The 23,741-nt window shown below is 32.7% G+C and carries 21 protein-coding genes and 4 pseudogenes; 12 read left to right on the top strand and 13 right to left on the bottom strand.

The genetic code is table 11. The annotated features are described in order from the left end of the window. The first annotated feature begins 110 nt into the window (after positions 1 to 110). Together AAGD36_RS01735 and AAGD36_RS01730 are read left to right on the top strand one after the other, a co-directional pair. Positions 111 to 275, top strand: coding sequence for a hypothetical protein (locus AAGD36_RS01735; protein ID WP_341755678.1), 165 nt, complete (start codon positions 111 to 113; stop codon positions 273 to 275). A gap of 38 nt (positions 276 to 313) precedes the next feature. After that, a pseudogene (locus AAGD36_RS01730) lies at positions 314 to 553 on the top strand (IS481 family transposase); the annotation flags it as partial. A 128-nt stretch (positions 554 to 681) separates the two neighbouring features. Here AAGD36_RS01730 and AAGD36_RS01725 read toward each other — a convergent pair. Further along, the gene (locus tag AAGD36_RS01725; RefSeq protein WP_341755677.1) at positions 682 to 2,142 is read right to left on the bottom strand and encodes an alkaline phosphatase family protein; all 1,461 of its coding nucleotides are present in this window, start codon (positions 2,140 to 2,142) and stop codon (positions 682 to 684) included. A 639-nt stretch (positions 2,143 to 2,781) separates the two neighbouring features. Here AAGD36_RS01725 and AAGD36_RS01720 point away from each other — a divergent pair. From AAGD36_RS01720 to AAGD36_RS01705, 4 genes and pseudogenes are all read left to right on the top strand, one after another. Then, on the top strand, positions 2,782 to 4,239 hold the full coding sequence (locus AAGD36_RS01720; RefSeq protein WP_341755676.1) for an alkaline phosphatase family protein: 1,458 nt from the start codon (positions 2,782 to 2,784) through the stop codon (positions 4,237 to 4,239). Between the two features lie 1,019 nt (positions 4,240 to 5,258). After that, positions 5,259 to 7,502 carry a tetratricopeptide repeat protein gene (locus tag AAGD36_RS01715; protein WP_341755675.1) on the top strand — a complete coding sequence of 748 codons (2,244 nt, stop codon included), beginning with the start codon at positions 5,259 to 5,261 and terminating at the stop codon, positions 7,500 to 7,502. A gap of 285 nt (positions 7,503 to 7,787) precedes the next feature. Then, positions 7,788 to 8,174 (top strand): annotated as a pseudogene (locus AAGD36_RS01710) (helix-turn-helix domain-containing protein). A gap of 13 nt (positions 8,175 to 8,187) precedes the next feature. Continuing rightward, positions 8,188 to 8,346, top strand: coding sequence for a hypothetical protein (locus AAGD36_RS01705; RefSeq protein WP_341755674.1), 159 nt, complete (start codon positions 8,188 to 8,190; stop codon positions 8,344 to 8,346). A gap of 119 nt (positions 8,347 to 8,465) precedes the next feature. Here AAGD36_RS01705 and AAGD36_RS01700 read toward each other — a convergent pair whose 3' ends face one another. Continuing rightward, entirely contained in the window at positions 8,466 to 8,972 is a 507-nt protein-coding gene (locus AAGD36_RS01700; RefSeq protein ID WP_341755673.1) for a pyrimidine dimer DNA glycosylase/endonuclease V, read from the bottom strand. A 128-nt stretch (positions 8,973 to 9,100) separates the two neighbouring features. Here AAGD36_RS01700 and AAGD36_RS06935 point away from each other — a divergent pair, with 128 nt between their 5' ends. Continuing rightward, a complete protein-coding gene (locus tag AAGD36_RS06935) occupies positions 9,101 to 9,442 on the top strand; it encodes a helix-turn-helix domain-containing protein (RefSeq protein ID WP_410521239.1) in 342 nt (113 codons plus the stop codon). Further along, positions 9,424 to 9,618, top strand: coding sequence for a hypothetical protein (locus AAGD36_RS01695; RefSeq protein ID WP_341755672.1), 195 nt, complete (start codon positions 9,424 to 9,426; stop codon positions 9,616 to 9,618). Before AAGD36_RS06935 ends, AAGD36_RS01695 begins: the two co-directional genes overlap by 19 nt. A 10-nt stretch (positions 9,619 to 9,628) precedes the next feature. Here the strand turns inward: AAGD36_RS01695 and AAGD36_RS01690 are convergent, their stop codons facing one another. Then, positions 9,629 to 10,282, bottom strand: coding sequence for a queuosine precursor transporter (locus AAGD36_RS01690; RefSeq protein WP_341755671.1), 654 nt, complete (start codon positions 10,280 to 10,282; stop codon positions 9,629 to 9,631). Positions 10,283 to 10,552: 270 nt separating this feature from the next. Between AAGD36_RS01690 and AAGD36_RS01685 the strand changes: the two genes are divergently transcribed. Next, positions 10,553 to 11,722 carry an FAD-dependent oxidoreductase gene (locus AAGD36_RS01685; RefSeq protein ID WP_341755670.1) on the top strand — a complete coding sequence of 390 codons (1,170 nt, stop codon included), beginning with the start codon at positions 10,553 to 10,555 and terminating at the stop codon, positions 11,720 to 11,722. A gap of 81 nt (positions 11,723 to 11,803) precedes the next feature. Continuing rightward, positions 11,804 to 11,899 (top strand): annotated as a pseudogene (locus AAGD36_RS01680) (IS5/IS1182 family transposase); the annotation flags it as partial. 55 nt (positions 11,900 to 11,954) lie between these two features. Here AAGD36_RS01680 and AAGD36_RS01675 read toward each other — a convergent pair. The 7 genes from AAGD36_RS01675 to AAGD36_RS01645 all read right to left on the bottom strand — a co-directional run bounded on the left by AAGD36_RS01675 (position 11,955) and on the right by AAGD36_RS01645 (position 19,631). Next, the gene (locus tag AAGD36_RS01675; protein WP_341755669.1) at positions 11,955 to 12,320 is read right to left on the bottom strand and encodes a transposase; all 366 of its coding nucleotides are present in this window, start codon (positions 12,318 to 12,320) and stop codon (positions 11,955 to 11,957) included. A 39-nt stretch (positions 12,321 to 12,359) separates the two neighbouring features. Next, positions 12,360 to 13,046, bottom strand: a complete 687-nt coding sequence (locus AAGD36_RS01670; protein WP_341755668.1) for an IS110 family transposase — start codon at positions 13,044 to 13,046, stop codon at positions 12,360 to 12,362. Positions 13,047 to 13,627: 581 nt separating this feature from the next. Beyond that, positions 13,628 to 14,050 carry a hypothetical protein gene (locus AAGD36_RS01665; RefSeq protein WP_341755667.1) on the bottom strand — a complete coding sequence of 141 codons (423 nt, stop codon included), beginning with the start codon at positions 14,048 to 14,050 and terminating at the stop codon, positions 13,628 to 13,630. Positions 14,051 to 14,096: 46 nt separating this feature from the next. Then, complete coding sequence (locus AAGD36_RS01660; protein ID WP_341755666.1) at positions 14,097 to 14,690, bottom strand: hypothetical protein; 594 nt, start codon at positions 14,688 to 14,690, stop codon at positions 14,097 to 14,099. A gap of 4 nt (positions 14,691 to 14,694) precedes the next feature. After that, complete coding sequence (locus AAGD36_RS01655; protein ID WP_341755665.1) at positions 14,695 to 15,441, bottom strand: hypothetical protein; 747 nt, start codon at positions 15,439 to 15,441, stop codon at positions 14,695 to 14,697. Positions 15,442 to 15,523: 82 nt separating this feature from the next. Further along, positions 15,524 to 17,677, bottom strand: a complete 2,154-nt coding sequence (locus AAGD36_RS01650; RefSeq protein WP_341755664.1) for a hemagglutinin repeat-containing protein — start codon at positions 17,675 to 17,677, stop codon at positions 15,524 to 15,526. Beyond that, complete coding sequence (locus AAGD36_RS01645) at positions 17,658 to 19,631, bottom strand: hypothetical protein (RefSeq protein WP_341755663.1); 1,974 nt, start codon at positions 19,629 to 19,631, stop codon at positions 17,658 to 17,660. The genes AAGD36_RS01650 and AAGD36_RS01645 overlap by 20 nt, the downstream gene beginning before the upstream one ends. A gap of 147 nt (positions 19,632 to 19,778) precedes the next feature. On the opposite strand from AAGD36_RS01645, the pseudogene AAGD36_RS01640 reads away from it, so the two are divergent. Both AAGD36_RS01640 and AAGD36_RS01635 read left to right on the top strand, forming a co-directional pair. Then, positions 19,779 to 19,835: pseudogene (locus AAGD36_RS01640) on the top strand (hypothetical protein); the annotation flags it as partial. Between the two features lie 3 nt (positions 19,836 to 19,838). Further along, on the top strand, positions 19,839 to 20,084 hold the full coding sequence (locus AAGD36_RS01635; protein WP_341755662.1) for a hypothetical protein: 246 nt from the start codon (positions 19,839 to 19,841) through the stop codon (positions 20,082 to 20,084). A 21-nt stretch (positions 20,085 to 20,105) separates the two neighbouring features. Here the strand turns inward: AAGD36_RS01635 and AAGD36_RS01630 are convergent, their stop codons facing one another. The 3 genes from AAGD36_RS01630 to infB are packed head-to-tail and all read right to left on the bottom strand — an operon-like array spanning position 20,106 to position 23,478. Continuing rightward, positions 20,106 to 20,576 (bottom strand): GNAT family N-acetyltransferase, encoded by a 471-nt coding sequence (locus AAGD36_RS01630; protein ID WP_341755661.1) that lies wholly within the window; start codon positions 20,574 to 20,576, stop codon positions 20,106 to 20,108. A gap of 7 nt (positions 20,577 to 20,583) precedes the next feature. After that, a complete protein-coding gene (gene rbfA, locus AAGD36_RS01625; RefSeq protein ID WP_341755660.1) occupies positions 20,584 to 20,979 on the bottom strand; it encodes a 30S ribosome-binding factor RbfA in 396 nt (131 codons plus the stop codon). Further along, the gene (infB, locus tag AAGD36_RS01620) at positions 20,980 to 23,478 is read right to left on the bottom strand and encodes a translation initiation factor IF-2 (protein WP_341755659.1); all 2,499 of its coding nucleotides are present in this window, start codon (positions 23,476 to 23,478) and stop codon (positions 20,980 to 20,982) included. Positions 23,479 to 23,741: the final 263 nt, after the last annotated feature.

Raw genomic sequence — 23,741 nt, 5'->3', positions numbered from 1 at the left:
ATATAAGGTCTATTTAAGTTAAGGAAAGAAGGAATCTAGGATCACGACGCATTCATAGTGAATTAAAGCGTTTATATGGTATCTCATTTTCTACAGCTACTATACATAAAGTGCTTAAAAAACATAATGTAGCTCCGTTGAATTTAAAACGTCATTATCGTAAACAAATTAAACGTTATAGTTCTAAGATTCCAGGAGAAAGGGTGCTGCAAATGGACGTTTGTAAAATCGCTAATAATTTATACCAATATAAAGATCACAAAGAACAGATTTAGACGAATTTTATAGTAGCACTGATCCTAAGGATCAAGAGCTTCAGAGTAAGCTTATGATTTGGGAAGAGTATTATAATAAGCATCGCTTGCATAGTTCTCTGCATGGTAGAACTCCATGGGAGAAATATAAAGAACTCGGACATACTATTCCTTCTATAGAAGAAGTACATAAAAGTTATGATTCTTCAAAAGAAACTTTTGCTATACAGAATTACAAATATGACCAAGAATTTAAATCTGCTATTAAACAAAAAAATATATTAAGTACTAAAAGATAAGTCGTAATTTTATCTGACAATTAGCTTGTAACAAGGTCTATAAATCACACAATAAATGACATAGCTATATCTTTTTTGACTATACCTAATTTTTCTAACATTTACAACTGATGTGAACCGTTTTATTTTTAATTTGATATTTTAGATTTTTCTTGTTCTACTAACAACTTAAGACATTTTTGTATATATTGCTTATAATCATCTTTAGTTTTTAATCCTAATTTAGAGTAACCATTAAGCTTCAAATCTTGATTAGATATTAACTCAGAATGTAAAGATTGAGCTAGTGTGACTTGCAGATCGTAAGGCACATCAGGTAAATTATCAGAATAGTCCTGAGAAACAAGTGGAGTAATACCAGCAAGAGCATCATCTGTACGTGGAATCTCTAAAGACAGTATATCACCAATATCTTCTGCATCAGCATCACGCTTTGTTAACGACGGTAAGTTCCATCTTTTTTGAATAGTTTTTAAAATGCTAGTATGATCAAATGGTATATTTCCTTTAGCTCGACATACTGTACCAGGTTGAATTCTAGGAGAAATTGCAATAGTCGGTACTCGCACTCCAAATCTGTTAAAATGAAAATTAAATTCCGCATTATAACCTATATAATGATCTGGAGGAGTAGCATTATTTGGTGGAGCTACATGATCATAACACCCGCCATGTTCATCATATGTGATGATTAATAAAGTATCATTCCAAATTGGGCTATTACGTAGCGTATAATAAACATCATACATTAATTTTTCTCCTCGAGATACATCAAAAGTACCAGGATGCTGATCATTAGCTGATTTTCCAAAACCTAGATCTGGTTCCAACCATACATAAGATGCTAAAGTCCCATTATTAACAGCTTGTTGAAAATCTTCAAAAACTCCAAAATGATCTAGTGAAGCACTTTTAGTATCAGGATACATGGACCTTGCAAGTGGATAATCAGAATCATACCCGTATATACTCCAACTAATGTTATTCTTTGATAATAATCCAAAAATAGTAGGAGCATTAAGTATAAACTTGGTATTATCTAAATAACCGTTAGTAGTACCAGCACAAGCAAAGTTCCTATTAGGAAAGGTCTGAGATGGAGCAGAAGCAAACCAATGATCAAAAACTACATATTTTGTTGCAAGAGTAGAGATAACTGGTAGAGTTTCAGGGGTAAACATGCCCATAATATTTGCTTCAACTGTTCCAGCTATATGCGAATAGCCATCTACTGCAGATTCTAAGATAGCAACACCAAAATCCTTAACAAAGCCACTATTGTTGATATTTATATTCCTAGTAGAAGATTTACCAAATAATTGTACATTTGTATGCCAATATCCTTCTCCCGGATCAGATCCAGGCATAGTATGCCATTGATTACGGTCAGGAGTAATTTTAAATACATTTACTTTATTACCTTTTGTATCATAGTTAAACTCATTACCAGTTAATCCTTCAAATGCTTGACCACTAGGAGATTTATTTCCTTGATCAGTATAGAGAAAACCTAACATATGATCAAAAGAACGATTTTCCATCATTAAAACTATAATGTGTTTTATTTCATTTAAAAAATTATTACTCATAGTAATCCTATATTGTTTAATTTATATTTCTTACTTAAGATCAAGAATTATTTTGAAAAAATAATAAAATCCTTGTCAATGCCTGTAATAGTAGAGATAAAGGCAAGTCTGACCCACTAGCTAACATTTTTTTGGCTATTTCAATAGTTTTATTTTTTACTCATAGCGTCCTATAACTTTTTAAAGAGAGAGGGGAATAAGCTGTAAAAGGCATAGTGAAGTAGTATAAGGTTGATATTTGGGGAATAATATAATGCCCCAAATATTATTTCAAGAATTAACTTGATGCATAAATAAATTAGTTGTCATTGCGAGCCACAAAGTGGCGTGACGATCCAAATAAACAGCTTGCTGTTTTATTTTTTGCCACTGCAATTTTTGGATTGCCACGTTGCTGCTTTTCGACTTCTTGCAATGACATTTATGCATTTAAAAAACAAACTTTTCTATCATTAGTTATGACTTTTAAACTGCCCTAGTGACAAATACCAAAATAATTAGTTGACAAAAAGTAGAATATGCATAAACCTTAATATCAATCAGTAATATGTAAGCTATCACAGTAGAAAATAACTGTATCTATGACAATCTATACTACTTTGGGAGTAATAAATATACTAAATAATATTAAGAGTTATTATGAGCAATAATTTTTTAAATGAAATAAAACACATTATCGTTTTAATGATGGAAAATCGTTCTTTTGATCATATGTTAGGTTTTCTCTATACTGATCAAGGAAATAAATCTCCTAGTGGTCAAGCATTTGAAGGATTAACTGGTAATGAGTTTAACTATGACACAAAAGGTAATAAGGTAAATGTATTTAAAATTACACCTGATCGTCATCAATGGTATACTATGCCTGGGGCTGATCCAGGAGAAGGATACTTTCATACCAATATGCAATTGTTTAACACAGAATTTCCTCCTCATCCTACTGCTGATACTCCTGTTATTGCTAACAATGGTGGGTTTGTTAAAGATTTTGCTGTTGCGATGTTAGAATATTCATTGGATGGTTATCCATCTATACCTGGAACAGTTGAAGGAAATATTATGGGCATGTTTGCTCCTGAAGCACTACCAGTAATGTCTAGTCTTGCAAGACAATATGTAGTTTTTGATCGTTGGTTTTCTTCTGTTCCATCTCAGACCTTCCCTAATAGAAATTTTGCTTGTGCAGCTACTAGTAACGGTTGTCTAGAGAATACACATGCCCTATTGCACGCTCCTAGTATTTTTGGATTATTGTCAAAGCACAACATTAGTTGGAGTATATATGGGTATGATTCTAATTACCCGTTTGCTAGAGTAATGTATCCTGATACCATAAATGCATCACCAAACCATTTTGGAGTTTTTGAAGATTTTCAGCAAGCTGTGAATAATGGAACCTTAGCATCTTACGTGTGGTTAGAACCAGACTTAGGATTTGGAACAGCGTCTAATAGTCAACATCCTGGTACTTTGGATGTCTCTCGAGGAGAAAAATTAATGTATGATGTTTATTATACGCTACGTAATAGCCCAATTTGGAATGATACTTTATTAATCATCACATATGATGAACATGGCGGGTGTTATGATCATGTATCTCCACTAGATAATGCTACTCCTCCAGATCAATATGTAGGAGATAAAGCAGAGTATAGCTTTGGTTTTAATAGATTCGGGGTACGAGTACCAACTATTGCCATTTCTCCTAGAATTCAACCTGGTACAGTATGTCGAGCTAAAGGAAATATACCATTTGATCATACTAGCATTTTAAAAACTATTCAAAAAAGATGGAACCTACCGTCGTTAACAAAGCGTGATGCTGATGCAGAAGATATTGGTGATATACTGTCTTTAGAGATTCCACGTACAGATGATGCTTTATCTAATGTTAATGTACCAATTATTGAGCAGGACAAATCTAGTAATTTGTCATATGATTTACAAAATGCATTAGCTAAATCTTTACATTCTGAATTAACATCTAATCAAGGCTTGAATCTTGATGATTATTCTAAATTAGGATTAAAAACTAAAGCCGATTATAAGGAGTATATACAAAAATGTCTTAAATTATTAGTAGAACAACAAAAATAATAAAATCTTATATGCCCTAAATTGGATAATCAAATTGAGGAAATTAGCACCAAACAAAATACTACGCATTATGTAATAACATAAACACACTTTGGTGGTAAGCTTCAACCTTAGGGTATAGCATTTGCGATTATTCTGTGTTAAAGTTGCAGTTAGCCGAGTTAAAGAGCTTATATCCTTCACTTGCGTTACAACCCACTACATCCCTCCTCTCAGCTTCACATAATTCGTTACCTCCCTATGTGTGAAATTTGGTTCTACACTGTTGGCTAAACTTTGCGTAGATTGGATTCCCACCAACTGTAATTTACCCGCTTTGCCTAGCACCATCATCTTCTAACTCTTTAATCTGATCGAATTTCATTACTACTCCAAATCAGATATTTATAACAGCATTCTACATCATTGTCTAGTTTCGAAAGAAGTCTAATGAATCATCCACCTAACCCTCATATCCTAAAACTAAACACTTAGTTAAGTCTATCCATTAAAAATTATAAACAAAATTGCTGCTATTAAAATGCAATATAAATATATCTGTATTCAATTCATATTATAACTGACAAAATTCTTAAATTAACGCAAGTTGCCAATTAATTGCTAAGCACAAAGCTGAATTTCATCAAACCTTTGAAGCTAACTTATAGCATTAAAATGTTCAAAATTAGCTATATTTTGAAATATAGCTAATTATAATAAACATTTTAACTACGACTCCTACTTGTAAAACGCTTTAAATAAGAGCTTACCTGTATAATTAATTGGCAACTCGCGTTAAATTAGATATATTTCTAAAAATCACCTACTTTCATTTCCTGAATATGGATGTATTAAAGAGTCCTCTATTTCCTGTTGTTTTAACCATGTGAATAAAAAATATCTTAATTTATGCGGAGAATAGTAGAATTTTTGCTATAAAATTATAGTATATCTATTAGTGGTTCTATTAAAATATAGTATACTAAGCATTTACAATTATTAAAGAATAATTACGGAATAATTATGCAGAAGCTCAGTGTATGAAAAAATTTTTAACATTATTCATATTACTAATTATTTATAGTAATACTTTTGCTCAAGAACAAGTATCTAATTTAATCACCCCAGTTAGTTATTTTGTCAATCATGAACAACAACTTAAGATTATTAAGGACAATTTAAGTAAATATAAACAAACAAGTTTAGTAGGTACTAGCGGAATAGGTAAGACTCAGCTATCCAGGATGTATGGTTATGAGAATAAAAATAATTATGATCTAATTTGGTTTTTTGATTGTAACCTTGATTTGAACGAACAATTTGTTAAGTTAGCCAAACAACTCAATACTATCAAACAAACTAATATATCTGAAGAAGTTGCTTTAGCAAAAAAAGAAGTAATATCATATTTAACTTCTACTAATAAGTGGTTATTGGTGTTTGATAATTTAAAAGTTAATGAAAATAAAAAAGTACAGGATTTAATTGATTGGGAACATAATGGTCATGTTGCGTTTTGTTCGCAAGATAATGAAAAGTTACCTAATATTATAGCAATGACCCTACTTGATAGGCCTACTATTGTAGCTTTAGCTAATAACTTATTAGACAACAAGGATAATAATAGTATCGAATTTTTAACGCAATCTTTTAGTGGTTACCCAATATTGATAGTGCAAGGAACTCAATTGCTTAATAAAATTAAAGGTTTAGATAAAGAGGAATATAAAAAGAAAATTTATCAAGCGACTGATAAAATAGCAACAAATATTAATATGGTTATTCAAGAGTTAAAACCTAGTGCGGTGCAGTTGCTTAATAAAGTAGCTTTATTGAACAATCAAAGTTTTTCAAAACAATTACTTACTGCCATCACTGATAATCCGGATACCCTTAATGACGATATATATCAATTATCTAAATTTATGTTAATTAGTAATATTAATCCTAACGAGGATAACCCTATTTTTGAAATGCATGATGTTGTTAGTAATAAAATAATGGAGAACAATGGCAATAAAAACAATAAAATATTAGAAAATATTATTTCTAAACTCCCTAAACCCAAAGGAATACAGTCGGGACAATTGTGTAGGACGTCAAAGACTATACCTGACAACCTAGAGGTTATTCTACGGAATTCTGAAGAATATAATATTGACATATATGTAATGCTTGATTTAAGAGCCGAGTTGTTTGCTATATATGTAAGGGATCATAATCTATATAAAGCAAAACAAATGATGGATTGGTTTGAACACAAAGATAAGGACGGAGCATTCAAACTGTGGAAGATGTCTGAATATCAAAAATATTGTTATGCTAGATATTTGGGGTTAATAGGAGAGCATAGTATGTTGTCATTAGCAAATTTTGAAATAGCCATTTCTTATCCTACTAAAGCATTAAAGATTTTAGATAGTCTTAATGGTGATTATGCTTTTTTAAAATTTAATCTTAACTCACACATCGCTGTATCTCAAATATCTTTGGGCAATGTACAAACTGCCAAAGAAATCCTTAAGAAAATGGAAGAATTATTTAAACAAGGGCTACAAGAAACTGATATATTTAGAATCTATTATTTAAAGGCACGTTTATTTTTTATCCAAGGCAAATATAATGATGCTTTAGGTTACATAGATAAATATGTTAAGGTATTTATAAAAAGTGGATTAAATATTAATCATCTACACCTTGCTGCACCTTATGTATCTAGGGCAGAGATACTAAGCTATCTTGGCAGATATCAAGAAGCTTATGCTCAAGCTAAGCAATTATATGACATGCATAAACCTATAAAAAGTGAAGACCATAGGACATTTGGTTATATCTACAGGACAATGGCAAGAAGTGAATTAGGGTTAGGTAAGATAGATGAAGCCTTGGATCATATTAACAAAGCTATTACAATATTTTTAACAGATGAACATGGAAATCCTAAGAATACAGAATATTCTCAAGATCTAAATTTAGCGGGAGGCTATGCACTACAAGGAGATATTTTGTTTGCTCAAGATAATATTAAAGAAGCAATAGAATCTTATAAAAGATCTTATGCCATATATCATTGTTTATATAAAGATAACAGTAAAAATATTGTTCAAGTAAGTGATTTGTATAATCATGCAGCAAAAGCAGCTTGTAAAAGCAAAGATTTATATAATTATAAATTTTTTGGCAAGCCACAAATTAATGAGTTTGGCATACACCACCCTAATACAGTTGATATGTTTGAATATTGCAAACAATATGACATGGATTTGTGGAGCAAAAATCATTAAGGATATCTAAGCTGTGTGATTTATATAGGACTAAGGATTAGATTTTAAATAACTTACTAAAGATGGGTTGCTATTTTTAGCCTTACCACAATTACGATTATAAATTTGAAAGAATTATGACAAACAACAAATTAGTTATATATCAAAGAAAAAAATAAGGTTACTTTTTATAATAATAAATTAAATTATTGACACGCTAAGTAACTTATCGTAGCATAATCTTAGAAAACTTGAAGAGTATAATGAAGGCTTTTAAGATATGATGCCATCAATGTTAACAAAATGATAGCAAGAAGAAATGATTGTTTACAGAAGATCGATCAACTTATTGGAGAAAAGATTTATTCTCTAAGACTTGCTAAAGGGGTGTCACGACAACAACTAGCGGATATACTAGAAGTAACGGGGCAGCAGTTATAAAAATACGAAAGAGGCATTAATAGAATATCAATAGGTAGACTAGTTCTTATTGCTAAAGCACTAGATAAAAATATAGAGTATTTTTATAAAGATTTAGAAGATGCTGATACTGTACAGCCAGTATTTGTTGAAAATCAGCATATGTACATAGAGGTTTCAAAGAATTTTATGAAAATTCGTAGTTCAGAGCAGCAGCAAGCGGTTAATGTATTGATACGATCTTTAATTACTAAAGAAGTTGAAACATCATAAATTTATAATAGACTTGCTGCATAAATCAAAGATAGTTGAGGGATTTTTAGGAGAAACGAAGCCGGCTACCTTCGCGTACACAGACGTACGTGAGGAGCGGAGGCGAGTTTCGACGACAAAATCACCAACTAGATTGACTTATGCAGTAAGTCTAATTAGTAATAGTGCTTGAAAAACAAGATATGGTATAAGAGAAAGCGATAAACAGACACAAGATTTACAACAACTAAGTATTTTTATAAAATTAGGCAGTGTAAAGGCATGGTTAGCTGCGTAACATCAGTTAATAATTTATTTCTGAGTATACCACTTTGGAATAGAACGATTTGTCCATTTTGGTTTTATTATATCGTTATTCCATTTTACAGTTAAGTATTGCTGATATGCTTTAAAAATATTAGAGTGATTAGAAAAATCAATTTGTAAATAGTCTGATTTAGTGCAATTGACGAATGGTGTCATATTATTATCGTCGATTAAATGCGAAGAATATTTAAGTAAGTTGCTGATTAATTGTTGAGTTTTATGTTTCTTATGATAACGATGTGTATATTCATGACAAAGAGCTATAAGATGTTCAGAAAGCCAAAACCAGTTATTTCTATTTGAAGATGCCCAAATAGTACAAGGGTGTTTCAAATGGGTAGGTTTATAAATATCAGGATATACAATTTGACTATTGCAGAAAATAGCAGTACTAAGTAATTGAGCAGACTCAACTATCATTTTTAGGACTCGTTTATTATCAAGTGCCTGTGCTGATAATATTGGACAAATATTAGTAATAAAAATGTTCATATATGTGTGATTTATAGACCTTGTTACAACAGAAACGTAAGATAAAATAGTATCTAATTATTAAAAAACTTGATTACTACAGCTTGTTATAATAGGAATTAAGTTAGGGACTTACAAGGTCATTTGTAATGGATGCTAAGATTAAGTTGCGTTTGAGTTGGATTAAGTTATATAAACAGTTAGAGCATGCAGGAAAGGTATGCGAACATTATGGTATTTCACGCTTTACATTACGCAAGTGGTACAAACGCTATGAAGTATTAGGTAAAAATGGTTTGTGTGATATTAGTAGTAAGCCCAAAAACTTTCCTTTTCAAAAAAGAAGTGAAGTTGATGAAAATCTTATACTAGACCTCTTTCGAAACTCGCTTATGCGCAAGGGTGTGAAGGAGACGCTTCACCTCGAACCGCAGCGTACTCTAATTCCGTTACGGATTCGAGTACCGCATCATTGTTCAAATCACCAGTAGAAGTAGAGTTTCGAAAGAAGTCTAATAATGATATGCCTTTTATGTTATACGAATATCTTAATGATTTTAATTGGACTATGCTTGAACTAATGGCTTATGAGCAGGAAATTGAAATTCTTTGGCATAGTTTGCAAAATAACTTGTGTGAGATACGAGAACAATTTATAGGGGAATAAAAATATAAAATTAACTTTTATATTTAGTAACATATTTTATTATGCTAACTCCTATGTAAAATAAAGGAGTACTACATATTGTGAAGAAAAGTTTAAATGAATAGCTGTTCACTATAAGTGACCACATACGATCTATTGGTAGCACTCCAAATATACTCATGAAGCTAATAACAATACAAGTATCTACAAATAGCGAAATTGCTGTACTGCCATTGTTCCTAAGCCATAGCCATCTAGCATGAGTAACTTTACGTATCCATAAATAAATTGTAATATCAATGAGTTGAGCAGTGTAACAGGCAATAATTGAACCTATGAAAGCAATACTATATAACCCAAAAACCTTATGAAAAGTTATATTATCGATTTTAGACCATTCTGTGGCATTTAACCTATCCATTATTGCTATAATTAATACAACAATTATATTCATAGCTAGTGCAAGTTTAACACAGAAATTAGCTTTGATTTTCCCATAAAATTCAGCAATTAAATCAGTAAGTAAAAATGTTAATGGGTATGTTATTGCACCTACAGAAAGTTCAAAAGTATAAAAAGGTAATATTGGTAAGAAAACAAACTTTTGATATATTAAATTACCTGTTACAATGAGAATTGCAAATAATACGCATATAGTAATATAAATTTTTTCATCTATGGTCATGTTTTTGGAATCATAAATTATGAATATTTTGGGTAAAAACTATATTAAAATAAATAAGTCTACCTAGAATTCAACTTATAAAATTATTTATATATGGTAAAGCTTGTTATATTACATCATCATCCACCACGGTTTCACCATATAATTAATATTGTGACATTAATACAAAAATTTTACTTTTCTTGTATGTAGAATAATACAATTATTCTTTACTAAAATGCACCAATATCTATATTAACTCTAAATTAAATTTTTTTAAAGGTTACAATTGTGCTCAAGAAAATTAAGGTACTTTGCATGGCTACTCTGATGGTTATAACACCAACTTTAACAATGGCAATTAGTGGTGAGGTTAGAAAAATTACTCCACCAAAATTAGACACTGCATATTTGGGACAAAAAATACTTTGTTATCGTCCAATGAGACATGGTTCTCCTAAAATGAGTGTAGAGGAAAAAGATAGTAAAATAATCGCTAATAACTATGGGCATGGTGGTAGTGGCTGGACTCTTGGACCTGGTTCTGCTGAGTACGTTAATAACTTACTTATAAACTCAAAATATGCAACTGATCTTACAAAAGATACGCCAATTACCATTATTGGAGCAGGCGTCTTGGGATTGTTTACAGCTTATGATTTAGAACAAAAAGGTTTTAAGAATATTACGATTGTTGCAGAAAAATTTGATGGACTGGCTTCTAATAATGCGGGTGGCTTACTTGCTCCAGTATCTATGGATAATGATCAAGAAATACAGACAATTCTTCAGAAAATAGAAATTGATGCTTATAAATTTTATGCATCAATCGCTAAGAAACAGCATCCACACTTTAAGGAAGGAGCTATCATTGTTCCAACTTATTTTAGAACTCGGGAAGAATCTGGTTTAGAGCCTTATGTTGGTAAGGTCATGAAACCAGCAAAAGATGTGACAGTTGACTTTGATAATGGTACGACAAGGAAGATGATTGTATATGATGACGGTATTTTTATGGATACAGGCATACTTATGGCAGAACTTAACGAATATTTAAGAAGTAAAAATATTAAGTTTGTACAGAAAAAAGTTAACTCATTTGCTGAACTTGATGGAAAATTTATCTTCAATTGTACTGGACTTGGTGCTAGTAAGCTTAATAATGATGAAAAATTGGTGTCAGTCCAAGGTCACTTGATTATGCTTAAAGATCAAAATCCTAAAGATATACAATATATGATTTTGACTCGTTGGGATGAAGGCAAAACTAAGTCTGGACAGAAAATAGAGCGTGATTTTTATATTTTCCCAAAACATATGCCAAATACTGGTGTTAATGATTTAGGAGTCATTGGTGGTACTTTTATTGAAGGTGCAACACCTGCAACACCTAATGACGAGGAATTTGGTATTATACTACAAAATGCTAAAGAATTTTATGGGATTAAACAAGTCCCATAATTAGGGTCATTTAAAAGTTGTAACTAATGATAGAAAAGTTTGTTTTTTAAAATAGACCTCCTTCGAAACTGGTTAACGTAATTTAAAATTATTGCTGACAAATATCGAAATAGACGTAAAAGATTCGGTCTTAGATTTAATTTGATCTCTGGCATTTATAATTTTGAACTACGTTAACCGGTTTCGAAAGAGCAATTATCTTTTATCTAAATTTTATAAAAATAGATAAATATTATTTAATAACAAAAACGTGTTTTTGTTGAATAAGTTTATGGCACACTTCAAGTAACTTACGCATACAAGCAACTATCGCAACTTTCTTAGGTTTAAAATTATTAACAAGCCTATCATATAAAATTTTTAAATATTGGAAACCATTCTTACCAGCTAATACTGCCATGTATAAAGCATCTCTAGGTATTTTCCTGCCTCCTCGAATAAATCTTCGTCCTTGCTTATTACCACTATCACGAGCATATGGAGCTATACCAACAATTGATGACAATTCATTGCTACTATAATTTTTATCCCCTAATTCAGGTACAAAACTAATTAGTTTTGTAGCTAAACATTTACCAATATACTCGGTGAACTTCAAGAATTGGCATCGTCGTGTCTAAAGATCTCCGCTGCTCCGTTACTCATGTACGCTCTGCTGCTCGACTTTGACACTCCTAGCTCTTCTTGAAGTTATACTATCGTCTACCAACTCTTCATTTACGAGCAGTATACCAGGTACAGTCTCTAATATTTTTACCTTCTCTTTCAACTCTTCTGATTCATCTATTACCTCATCTAATTTTTTATCAAGCTCAGTTATTTCATTCTGTAAAAATTTAATGAGTTTTTCTATACTCTCTTTATCAATGCCATCAATACTATGATGTAGCCTCTTCTTTTCATTGCTAAGCATTAATACTAAATCTTCTCGTCTTTGCTGACATCTCTTCAAAGTCTCTGATTCAACTTGATATATATAATTCGCTGAAAGTTGCATCTTATCCGCATAATATGCTAATTTAAATGCATCCTTCCTATCAGTTTTACACAAATTCACCGATTTACTAAAAGAATTAAAACTATATGTATTGACCTTATGTATTTGTTGGTTATTATTATCCAGCTTTTGACAAATCTCAGCTTCGTATCCTCCAGTAGGTTCACATATTATTAGCTTAATCTCTTGCTCTTTTGCTAATTTAATCATCTCTTCATGACCAGCTGCATCATTGGCAAAACGATGATATTTAGGTTTATCTCTTGTATTATATACACATATATCAAGCCAGTTTTTACTTACGTCTAGACCTATTATTTTATTCATGATATAATCTCCTTCTTCTTATTGTGCAAGGCTGCTCTTTTTAAGACCACCTTCTGCAATTTGTTCAAGGTAAACTACCAAAAAGAGGGTACTTATTCTCTTAGCGACTATTTTAGTCAAGGTCTATTCAAGTCACCCTCTTTAATTACTTATAACACATTCTTAAGATATTAAGATATAAGGTCTAATGTTATTGACACTACTTCATAGTAGGCAGTAGACGGGTAGCAGCACCAAATCCAATTTCACCCAAAGTCCTGCCCCCATTCCTACATATGGCGCAACTGCCAATGCTAAGGCTGTTCCTGGATTTTCTTCAATGAATTTTTTGGCTCTTGCGTCATTGCGAGGAGCTACTTTAGTAGCGACGAAGCAATCCAGAGAAGTGATTAAAAATGGATTGCTTCGTTGGCTTACGCCTCCTCGCAATGACGTTTGTGAATTTGTATGAGTAAGATTTAACATAGCAACTAATTTTCTGAACTTGCTATAATATACACCATAAAATCACTAGCACTAAGTATTCAGAATGAAAAAATATAATAATTTAGAGGAAATTATTTTTAATCATCTTACTACAATCACCCATCTTCTTTATCGATATTGCTTTCTATTAGCTCTTCCGTTAATTTACGGTAAAAACCACGCTCCTCTGCTTCTTTCTGATACCACTCCAGATATTCTCGTGTATTAATCTCTATTTGTGCAATGACTCTTTTAGCCAAAGATTGTAGCTCTTCTTCATAGCCATTATCTAATAGTTCTAATATAGCTTGATCCTTTTCTTCGTCAGTTATTGAATCCATTTCTAAAATGTCATCTTTTAATATACTTACATCTGAGCTAATATAACCACCTTTTATGGGTGGTAATACATCTTCAACAGCCCAATTCAAAATATCAATAGTCTCTTTTATATCTTGAGCAGTTAAATGACCATTAGCCCATTTGTTACAAACCTTTATAGCTATTTGCTGGCATTCTTTTGGTAGTAAATCTTGCATTTTTTTTCTCTATTTTGTATTTTTGGTATTCCTAAACTTGAATGACTTATGGTTTTTTCCAGCAGCTTGATAATTTTATACTCATAGGTCTTATTGGTAAGGGTTTCCCTTCTTTTATTGCCTCTTGACGTTCCTTGGTTATTGCATTCCAACGTTTGTCACCCTCGTTACATCTTTTTATATGATCAAATTGATCTAAATAAGCATCAATTTTTTTATCAGATCCAACGATTTCATCAGCATCTGTATGTAAATATGCAATTAAATATGGTACATCTTCTGGAAGAATTGTATAACCAGGGCCAATTTGAATATAATAAATTACATATAGTCCTAAACTACGTCTATCATTTTCAGGATAATCAGGATAACATGTATTAAATTCATCTATATAAGCACGATGAAAATATAATTCTAATGCCTGACCAATATCAGAGAGATTCCATAGATGAAAATGATATTGTTGATAATTCTTAAGTATAATTTCTAAAAACTCACCTACATTCTCTGTAACAATATCTTCTACTACTCTAAATTGCTCTGAATCAAAACAATAAATATCTATATAAGATTGGAGATAATTACGTGAAATAAGCAAGACATCTTTATCTATATCTTCATACCATAATTTATTAACCATAATTTTACTCTTTAAATGTAATTTTTTCATAAGTATTTGCTTTTGTAGATCTACCATCAATTTCTAATTTTGGATGACCTGAGTCACCAAGTTCACGGAATATTACCCTAGTCCCATCAGGCAATTCAATAGGCAATTGAGATGGTTCTTGCCCTGTTAGTTTTGTTGTAAACATATCCCGTGCGGCTTGTTTACCTCCCGGCAACTCTGTATCCACATGTAATGCCCCTGTTTTTTTATGTGGATAAATATTTCCAGGGTTTTTACCATATGTTTCAACTCCATCCAGTAATTTTAACTGCTTGGCACTTATATTAGATTTCTGCGACATCCATGGTTCAACTTCAGATATTTTTTCGGCTGCCGAAAATTTAGGTATCTCGACTGTTTGTTTGGTAAGAGCATTTTCTACAATCTCAGGGACTATTTTACCAAAGTCACCCATTTTAAGTATCTTTGCACCTTTGACCGCAATACTCCTTAATTTACCAACAGTGAATAATATTGAACCATCGGCAATATCATCTCCTAGTACTCGCATACCATGTGGTAGTTTTTTATATTCTGCAACTAATCCATCAATTTTCTCTTGATCTAATATTATTTTAGCCCCTTTAGTAATAGCAGAATGAGCCGTATTAATCACACTACCTACAACAAAACCTATTGCCTCAAGTGCATATTTACCATCGGGTATTTTACTAATGGCAAAAATAACATTCTCCCCTAAATATTCATATGTTTCACCCATTAGGGAGTAATAGATTGATTGGGGATTTAAAAAATGTGCAGAACCTATGTTACGCAAATCTATACAATCATCATAGATATTCCTAAAAATATCGGTAAAAGTTTTGGGTTGCCCAATCAGAACCACCAGCAGTAGTGCTAGAGCTAGGTACTTGTTGGAAGGGCAAGATAGCTTTTAATAATGCAGCAGTGTCCGGGGATAATTTTAGTTCTTTAGATTCAGGTTTTGCAAGGAATAACATCAAATAATCAAATGGCTTATCATCGACAATTGTTGTTGCTTTTGGCTCATCTTCTTTGTTCTGACCAGCTCCTGAGACTGGTTTACCATCTACTTTGCTTGATTTTATACTATTTTCACCTCCTGAAATAAATTTAGGATGATGGGCGGTTTTATCTTCAGGGTAATTGCTATGTTGGTCAGCATGATTTCTACCGTTGACTTTCTCAACGCTACTTTGCAATCTAGCATCTAGCATTAATTGCGTTTCTAACAAGGCACTGACTAGATTATTATGCACTTTTGCAGCAAAAACTGGACTTTTGTAAATATAGTTTTTGTTGACGTAAGCTGCAAATTCCTCAAAACTTTTTACAGGACGACCTTCTTTCTCGGCAGCACTCTGTTCCTTGTGATATAGCACTTGATAAATATGTAAAAGTGTTTGAAGAGCCGCTTTATTGCTACTACCATCGCTATCCGCCTGTGCTACTTGTTGCTGCAAGTTTTGTTGGAAAATCAGATGATGTTTCTCTTCCTCATCACCGTCAGCTGCTTTTTCTTCTAGTTTTTGCTTGGTGTCAGCATATTTCTCATTAAATTTCCGAACCTCCTCACTACTTAGTTTTAAGCCAAGATGCCAGTCAAAACCTTTATCGAGGTTATCGGCTAACTGGTCAGGATTTACCTTAGCTCCAAAGATATTGGCTGCCTTTGCCCCACTTGTTATTACATCCTTAGCAGCTTGTTTAGCAGTATCTGCTATATCAAAGAAATAATCACGAATCATTTCCGGTAAAGTTTGTCCACATACCGTTCTTGTTAATGTCTTAATATTTGGAGGACGCTTTGATTCTTCCTTTGAGCCAAGTAAGGTTTTTAGCATATCGGCATGCAGCACACTATCAAAACTAGCTTGTTGTTCTTTGGTAACTTGTGCTTGTTGTGATATATCACGGTTTAGCTGATCACCCTTGATTTCACCGCTAGTAATTTTCCCCTGACCTATTGTACCAGCTACTTCACGACGGTGGTCTTTAAACTCAACTTTTACGGGGGTATGAGAAAAAGATATATCTTTTTTACCTTGGTCAGTTTGATTAACTTGGAAGCTTGCCCCAATGCCTAGGGTTACGCCTTCGTCATAATCATGGATAGTTTTAACCAATATCCTACCACAATTGACACTTAAATTACCTTTATCAGTCAACTTGCCGTTCTTATCTTCTTCAGCGTTGGCAATCAGTCCCCCAGCAATTTCTAAGGTTTCTTTGACGATGATGTTTACTAGCTGTGAGCCGATAATGCGTGCTACTTGATTAGTCCAAGCTTTGTCCTTAAAACCATCTTCTACCCCACCGCCAAATCCTGTTATGCCATATTTTTGGTCAAAACCAACATGTAGATTAGCTCCGCTTAGCTTTTGTGATATTATATCTTGTACTGATTCGAGAATTAAATTATTAGCTTGGATATCGACATTTGTTCCTTCTAGACTCACGCCTTTAAATTTACCATCACCTGACAAAGTGATTTTTAAATTACCACTGGCTTTGATATAATTAGCATGGTGGATAGTACTACTTGACTCGACACTTCGTGTAGATGCTGCTAAATTACTATTTATTGCATTATTTAAATCAATCTCAATATTAACAGAGCTAAAATCATATTGATAATCACATTGATCTCTACTGGTTTCAAAGGTAAAATTAGCTGCAGTAAAATCGACATCTCTTGCTGTCATCTGTACGCCTTGAAAGCGAATATCATTGGTAACATGAGCCATGATTACTTCACCGCTAATAGTGTTATCTACAGCTATACTAGTAGAGGACATTTGTTCTAGCTGACTTGCCTCTAAATAGGCGTATAGCCCCCCAGTTACTGCGTTAGTTGGTAAAGCAGCTAATGATTTGTAGATGTCATAGGGTTTAAACGCCCGATCAAGCTGATCTATGATATGCGATCCTTTTTTGTTAACCAACATCTTGATTTTATCTAACGAGTTGGTCACATTGAGATTGCAAACTACTACTTTGTCCGGAAATATTACTATCAGTTACATAAACATTATCACCTCTATAGGCTTGAGCAGTTGCCCGCATGCTAGATTCATCTACTCTAATATCTCTAGCACTAGTAACCTCTAATATTGTTGATTGCATCCGTGAAGCTATTAGCATAACATCACTACTTTCACTGATGATCACAGTTTTAGATGTATTAACATTACTCCTAGCTTGAATGTAATGACCTACTGTTTGGGCTAAAAATTGAATAGCATTAATGATAGTATCATGTATATAAGATTCTGTCTTAGCATAAGTAACAAGACTATAAGCATCAAGAGTAGCACTAATGTCAAGACTTCCTGCAATAGATAAAAGTTTAATTTGTTTAGCTGTTAGCGAGCCTCTAGCTGATAACACACCAAATAGGGTATATAATTCAATGTCACCATCAACAATTCTAATATTGCCATGAAAGCTTAAACCTTGACCAGCTCGGATAGTTAAAAAATCTTGCATAGCACAATTAACACTAGCAAAAATTTGACTAGTAGTTAAAGCCCTGTCCATTGATTGAACCAAACTAATTTTCCCAGTAGCTTTTTCAATAACTATATTATGGTCAAAACCAGCAAAGAAACCATCAATGCTAATATTACTTAAGTACTTAACATTAATCTGAATTAAATTGTATCGCCGATCAATGGGCTGGCAAATAACCTGACCAAGTTTTACACTACCGCTGACATTAAAGCTGTTTAGCTTGGCTAAAATAGCTTCTATATCGACTTTTTTATTACCAGCATTCTGAATATGTAAACCAAAATAGCCGTCTCTCTCAGCATTAATATTATCTCGCTGAGCATCAAGGTTAAGATTTAGTTTGATAATTTTTCCTTGATAATTATCAAAAATAGTTATATGGCATCTACCTTCACTATCTAGATCAAATAAGTCCGTAGGTCCTTGGAAATTAGCTTTTATATTACCTATTAGCCATAGACTATCAATTTTGGTGGGTTTGGCTGAATGTTTACCAAAAAATACCTCCCCTTTAGCTGTTTGATATTTTAAATGTCCTATTCTTGATTCATCAAGGTTCAATTGCAGGCAATTAATGATTTCCACTTGCTCCGCTATTAAACTGCCTGGAATATCTATATTGCTTGCTCCTTTAATAAGGATCTTATCAAATTTAACGATACCATATGGCATTTGAATCTTTTTCTCAATTGCTTGGCTTACATCAATATTTAGGTCTAAACCTTGAAATCTACCGTCACCATCAGTAGTAAATTCAATGAACGAACAAACATCAATATAAACCTTGCCTATTGGTGAGATAAATGATCCAATATTAGCTATTTCTGATTTAACAATAAATTCAGTACTTAGATTCTGAAAATTAGATAATACTTCTATTTCTTCAGCAATTAATTTGCAAATCCCGCTACCAGATTTAACGTTTCTAAGCGATAAGGACTTTACACCTTCGCAAGAGAAGTTAGTTATAATCGCAACATTTTCTAAACAAACTCTTAGTGGCTTAATATTCTCTGCTATAATTAAAGTGCCGATGACCGCTCTTGTATTATCAGTACCTTGTATTATATCATCATTACCTTTTATTATTAGTTCGGTATTTAAACCATGTAATTCAACGGATAAATTGTTTTTTACCCTACCGCCTATCCATGTAAGTTTATTACAGAAAAAATCAGCACTTAAAGCCTGACAATTTTTAAAAGTAATAGAATGACTTTTATGTTCATCTTCTTGAATTACTAAAAACCTATCGCCATCTCGATAAAACTTATTATCACTAACTATAACACTACGAAATTGCCTAAAATCTACATCCTCAATAGATATATCTTTTTGATTAAGGTTTTGGGTGAGAATTACTAAATCTGCCGCAGGACCAGTAAGTACAGTAGTACTGTGCCAAAAAAATTGCATGTCTTTTTGGGGCAATTCGAGGTGAAGCGTCTCCTTCACACCCTTGTGCACAAGCGAGTTTCGAAAGAGGCCCTATTTTAATAATACCAAAGATCAGAAGCAGGAAGGGCTTTAGAACATTACGTATTTACTGAGTTACAAGCATATATAAAGCTGAATGATTTAGATCATCGTATAAATTATTGGCGTACTAAAACAGGCGTAGAAGTGGATTTTATAATTAGCACTATTACTGGTAAGTCATTACCAATTGAAGTAAAAATATCTTCGAATGTCCATAAGACTGAACTAAAAAGTATAAAATCTTTTATGGAAGAGCATCAAGTGGATCAAGGATATGTAGTTTGTTTAGAAGATAATTTAAGGAAAATATGCCTAGATAATCGAGAAATAAATATATTACCAATAGAAGAATTTTTTAAAAAATTATGGAATCATGAGATTTTTAAGTGAATATTTAAAATAATAACACTATTATTCATTAGAGTTATATAATTTCATTCCTTCATGTGTTGCTTCAAAACCAAGTCTTTCATAGAACTCTTTAGCTCTTGGACGTTTTTTATTAGTTGTAAGTTGAACAATGGAGACACCTTTTGATTTGCCATATTTCATTGCAATACTCATCATCCATTCACCGAAATGTTTTCCTCTATACTTTTCTGAGATACGAACAGCTTCAATTTGCATCCTAGTTGAACCTATGAAAGTTAGCGATGGCATGATAGTCAGGTGGCAAGTGCCAACTATTTCTTTATTCATTTCAACTATCATCAAATATTGATGTGGATCACTATCTATCTTGTAGAACGCATCAATATAAGCTTGATCCAATTCTGCTGAAAACTGTTCTCTTGTTTGTCCAAGTTCATCTTCTAAAAGAAGGTTAACAATTGTTCTTAAGTCAGCAATTGTGGCTTTGCGATGAGTAAGGTTTTGATTCATTGTAATCCTAGTTCACTCGATTAGTTTCAACTTGCTTCAATAATTCCTCAACTTTGTAAGCATTATCAAATCCGTGATCATAATGAAAACGAATTTCTGGTGAATATTTTAAATTAATTTTAGCAGTTATAAAGTTTCTTATAGCATATTTTGAATTATTTAAAGACTCAGTAAGTTGTATCTCATTAAAAGTAGTATTAAATGGTAAAAAGTAACAATCTGCTATTTTTAAATCAGAGGTAACTAAGACTTTAGTAATAGTTACTGGACAATTAATCAGACGTTCATCTAACATCTTACCACGCCTTAGTACTTCCACTAATGCTTCATTTATTAATATTGCCACTTTTTTTTGCCTTTGTGACCTATTTTGTGACTTGTCTTTATCAGAAAGTTTTTGCATTTACAATAACTGTTTTTTTTCTTCAATAATTTCAAAGACTTCTACTATATCGCCTTCTTTTATATCATCATAATTTTCAAAAGCGATACCACATTCAAAATTCTCGTGAACTTCTTTGACATCATCTTTAAAACGTTTTAGAGTCTTAAGTTTTCCTTCGTGAATAACAATATTATCTCGTAACAAGCGAACTCCAGCACCTCTTTTAATAGTACCCTTGGTAACATGACTACCTGCAACTTTACCAACTTTTGAGACAATGAATACCTGTCTAATCTCTACTGTACCGATATATTGTTCACGAATAATTGGTGAAAGCATACCACTCATTATTGATTTAATATCATCTAACAAATTATAGATAATGGAATAATATCTAATATCCACTTTTTCTCTTTCTGCCATAGTCAAAGCATTATTATTGGTTCTAACGTTAAAACCAACAATAATAGCGTTGGATGCTTTAGCTAAAGTAACATCTGACTCCAATATTCCACCTACTGCGTGATGTAAAATTCTTAAACGAACTTCATCATTTGGCAACTTTAACAGACTAGTGATAATTGCTTCAACTGAACCTTGTACATCGCCTTTAACAATTATCGGTAGCTCTTTTACCATACCAGTATTACCAAAGGCTTTTAGGAATAATTCTTCTAGACTTGATCTTTGGGTAACAGAAATTTTCTTTTCTTTTGCAAGGCGTTCACGATACTCTACAATATCTCTAGCCTGTTTTTCATTCTGCACTACATTAAACTGATCTCCTGCACGCGGAGCTTCATTTAAGCCGTAAATCTCTACGGGTAAAGTTGGTTCTGCTTCGGTGAGATCCACGCCTTTATCATTATTCATTCTTTTAATTCTGCCATATTTCGTTCCGGCAACTACTATGTCTCCAATTTGTAAAATACCACGTTGTACCAATATAGTAGCCACCGCTCCTTTACCTTTATCAACTCTTGCCTCTATGACTACCCCAGCAGTGAGTCCGCTAAAGTTAGCCTTAAGATCCTGCATTTCTGCAACCAATAATATAGCCTCTTCTAATTTATCTAAATTAGTTTTCTTTAAAGCTGAAATTGGTACAACTATAGTATCACCTCCTAACTCTTCACTAACTAAACCATAAACTAATAGATCATTTTTAATTCGGTCAAGATTAATATCCGGTTTATCTATCTTATTTATTGCAACGATTATAGGAACATTTGCCGCTTTAGCGTGATTAATTGCTTCAATCGTTTGCGGCTTTATTCCATCATCTGCAGCAACTATTATAACCACTATATCTGTTACCTTTGCCCCTCTAGTTCTCATATCTGAAAACGCTTCATGTCCTGGAGTATCAATGAAAGTAATCGCCCTACCATCAGCCAAGGTTACTCGATAAGCACCAATATGCTGGGTGATCCCACCTGTTTCCTGACTTGCCAAATCAGTTGACTTTAAAGCATCAAGTAACGAAGTTTTACCGTGGTCGACATGTCCCATAATCGTTACAATAGGAGCCCTATGCTTTAAATCTTCTTCTTTATCAGCTTCACTAATCAATATATTTTCAACATCGGACTCTTGAACCCTTTTTACTGTATGCCCTAAGGTCGTAGCAACAAGCTCTGCTGTATCTGCATCAATTGTTTGGACGGTCGTAGCCATGATACCGAGCTTCATCAATTCTTTTATAACATCTGTGGCTCGCTCAGACATTTTATTGGCTAGATCTCCTACAGAAATAGCTTCCGGAATAATAACTTCCCTATATACTTTATTTGGTGTTTGTTGCTCGGCTTTACGCTTTTCTTTTTCTCTAGCTCTTTTTATTGATGCAAGGCTTCTAGTTCTACCAGTATTATCGCTTCCATCTGCATCAAGCATATTGAAGATATCTGCCTTTTTTAATTTTTTAGGTTCTTCAATTTTAACCTTTGGCACTACTGCTTTATTATCACCAGCTTTGTCTATTGAAGAAATATCTTCAAGTGCAACACCAAAATGGCTCTGAGAACCAATCACAGGTGATCTAACAAATGGCTTGGATGGGTTGTTATCCTGCGAAGATGTAGGTGCTAATTTAGTAGGTGGTATTTCAGAATCATTTTCAATATCTTGTAACTCATCCTGAACATTTTCTTCAATATCGTCTATATAGTCTTTTTTCACAGGTTGATTGATAGTTGCAAGTTTACTCAGAGTGCTAATCTTACTATCAGTACTCTGAGATTTTGCATCTTCTGCTGCTTTTTTTAAAATAGTTAAGCGTCTGTTAAATTCTTCTCCAGCAGTAGATTCGCCGCCTTGAGAAGTAGAACCACTAGACCAAAGTTTGTTAAAAGACAAAGTATTAGCTGGAGTGCTACTCTTCCTAACTTCTACAATTGTTTTTGCAGAACTAACAAAACCTCTAGTAACATTGGTGGGTTGGGCTGGCTTACTAAGCGATAGTTTAGGACCACCAAGTGTTAGTTTCTTTGGTTTAGGTTCTTGGTTATTCGTCATAAATATTAAACCTTTAAATAGCAATTATATTTGTGATAAAGTTTTTTAAATAATTTTGCTATGTGATTAATGATTAACAGATATACTCTTCTGCTTTAAAGAATTGGCTTCTGCAAATATTTGTGGGGAATAGTAAGGTACACTCACCCCTTGTTTATTGTCTCCATTCTTCAAATCATTTGAGTATATCGAATAATTTACAAATTTCTAATTTACCGTTAGACCTTCTGTAGAATTCACCCCTGCTAGGGAATTTGTAGGAG

This window comes from Candidatus Tisiphia endosymbiont of Ptychoptera albimana (genome assembly GCF_964026605.1).
Taxonomy (GTDB): domain Bacteria; phylum Pseudomonadota; class Alphaproteobacteria; order Rickettsiales; family Rickettsiaceae; genus Tisiphia.
The sequence above is the reverse complement of the archived record's forward strand: the minus strand, read 5'-3'. Positions and strand labels throughout refer to the sequence as shown.

Coding starts and splice junctions, on each gene's coding strand:
- AAGD36_RS01725 (WP_341755677.1), bottom strand. CDS start 2,142: ATGAGTAATAATTTTTTAAATGAAATAAAACACATTATAGTTTTAATG.
- AAGD36_RS06935 (WP_410521239.1), top strand. CDS start 9,101: ATGGATGCTAAGATTAAGTTGCGTTTGAGTTGGATTAAGTTATATAAA.
- AAGD36_RS01660 (WP_341755666.1), bottom strand. CDS start 14,690: ATGGTTAATAAATTATGGTATGAAGATATAGATAAAGATGTCTTGCTT.
- AAGD36_RS01720 (WP_341755676.1), top strand. CDS start 2,782: ATGAGCAATAATTTTTTAAATGAAATAAAACACATTATCGTTTTAATG.
- rbfA (WP_341755660.1), bottom strand. CDS start 20,979: ATGCAAAAACTTTCTGATAAAGACAAGTCACAAAATAGGTCACAAAGG.
- AAGD36_RS01715 (WP_341755675.1), top strand. CDS start 5,259: ATGAAAAAATTTTTAACATTATTCATATTACTAATTATTTATAGTAAT.
- AAGD36_RS01690 (WP_341755671.1), bottom strand. CDS start 10,282: ATGACCATAGATGAAAAAATTTATATTACTATATGCGTATTATTTGCA.
- infB (WP_341755659.1), bottom strand. CDS start 23,478: ATGACGAATAACCAAGAACCTAAACCAAAGAAACTAACACTTGGTGGT.
- AAGD36_RS01700 (WP_341755673.1), bottom strand. CDS start 8,972: ATGAACATTTTTATTACTAATATTTGTCCAATATTATCAGCACAGGCA.
- AAGD36_RS01630 (WP_341755661.1), bottom strand. CDS start 20,576: ATGAATCAAAACCTTACTCATCGCAAAGCCACAATTGCTGACTTAAGA.
- AAGD36_RS01655 (WP_341755665.1), bottom strand. CDS start 15,441: ATGGGTGAAACATATGAATATTTAGGGGAGAATGTTATTTTTGCCATT.
- AAGD36_RS01670 (WP_341755668.1), bottom strand. CDS start 13,046: ATGAATAAAATAATAGGTCTAGACGTAAGTAAAAACTGGCTTGATATA.
- AAGD36_RS01645 (WP_341755663.1), bottom strand. CDS start 19,631: ATGCAATTTTTTTGGCACAGTACTACTGTACTTACTGGTCCTGCGGCA.
- AAGD36_RS01665 (WP_341755667.1), bottom strand. CDS start 14,050: ATGCAAGATTTACTACCAAAAGAATGCCAGCAAATAGCTATAAAGGTT.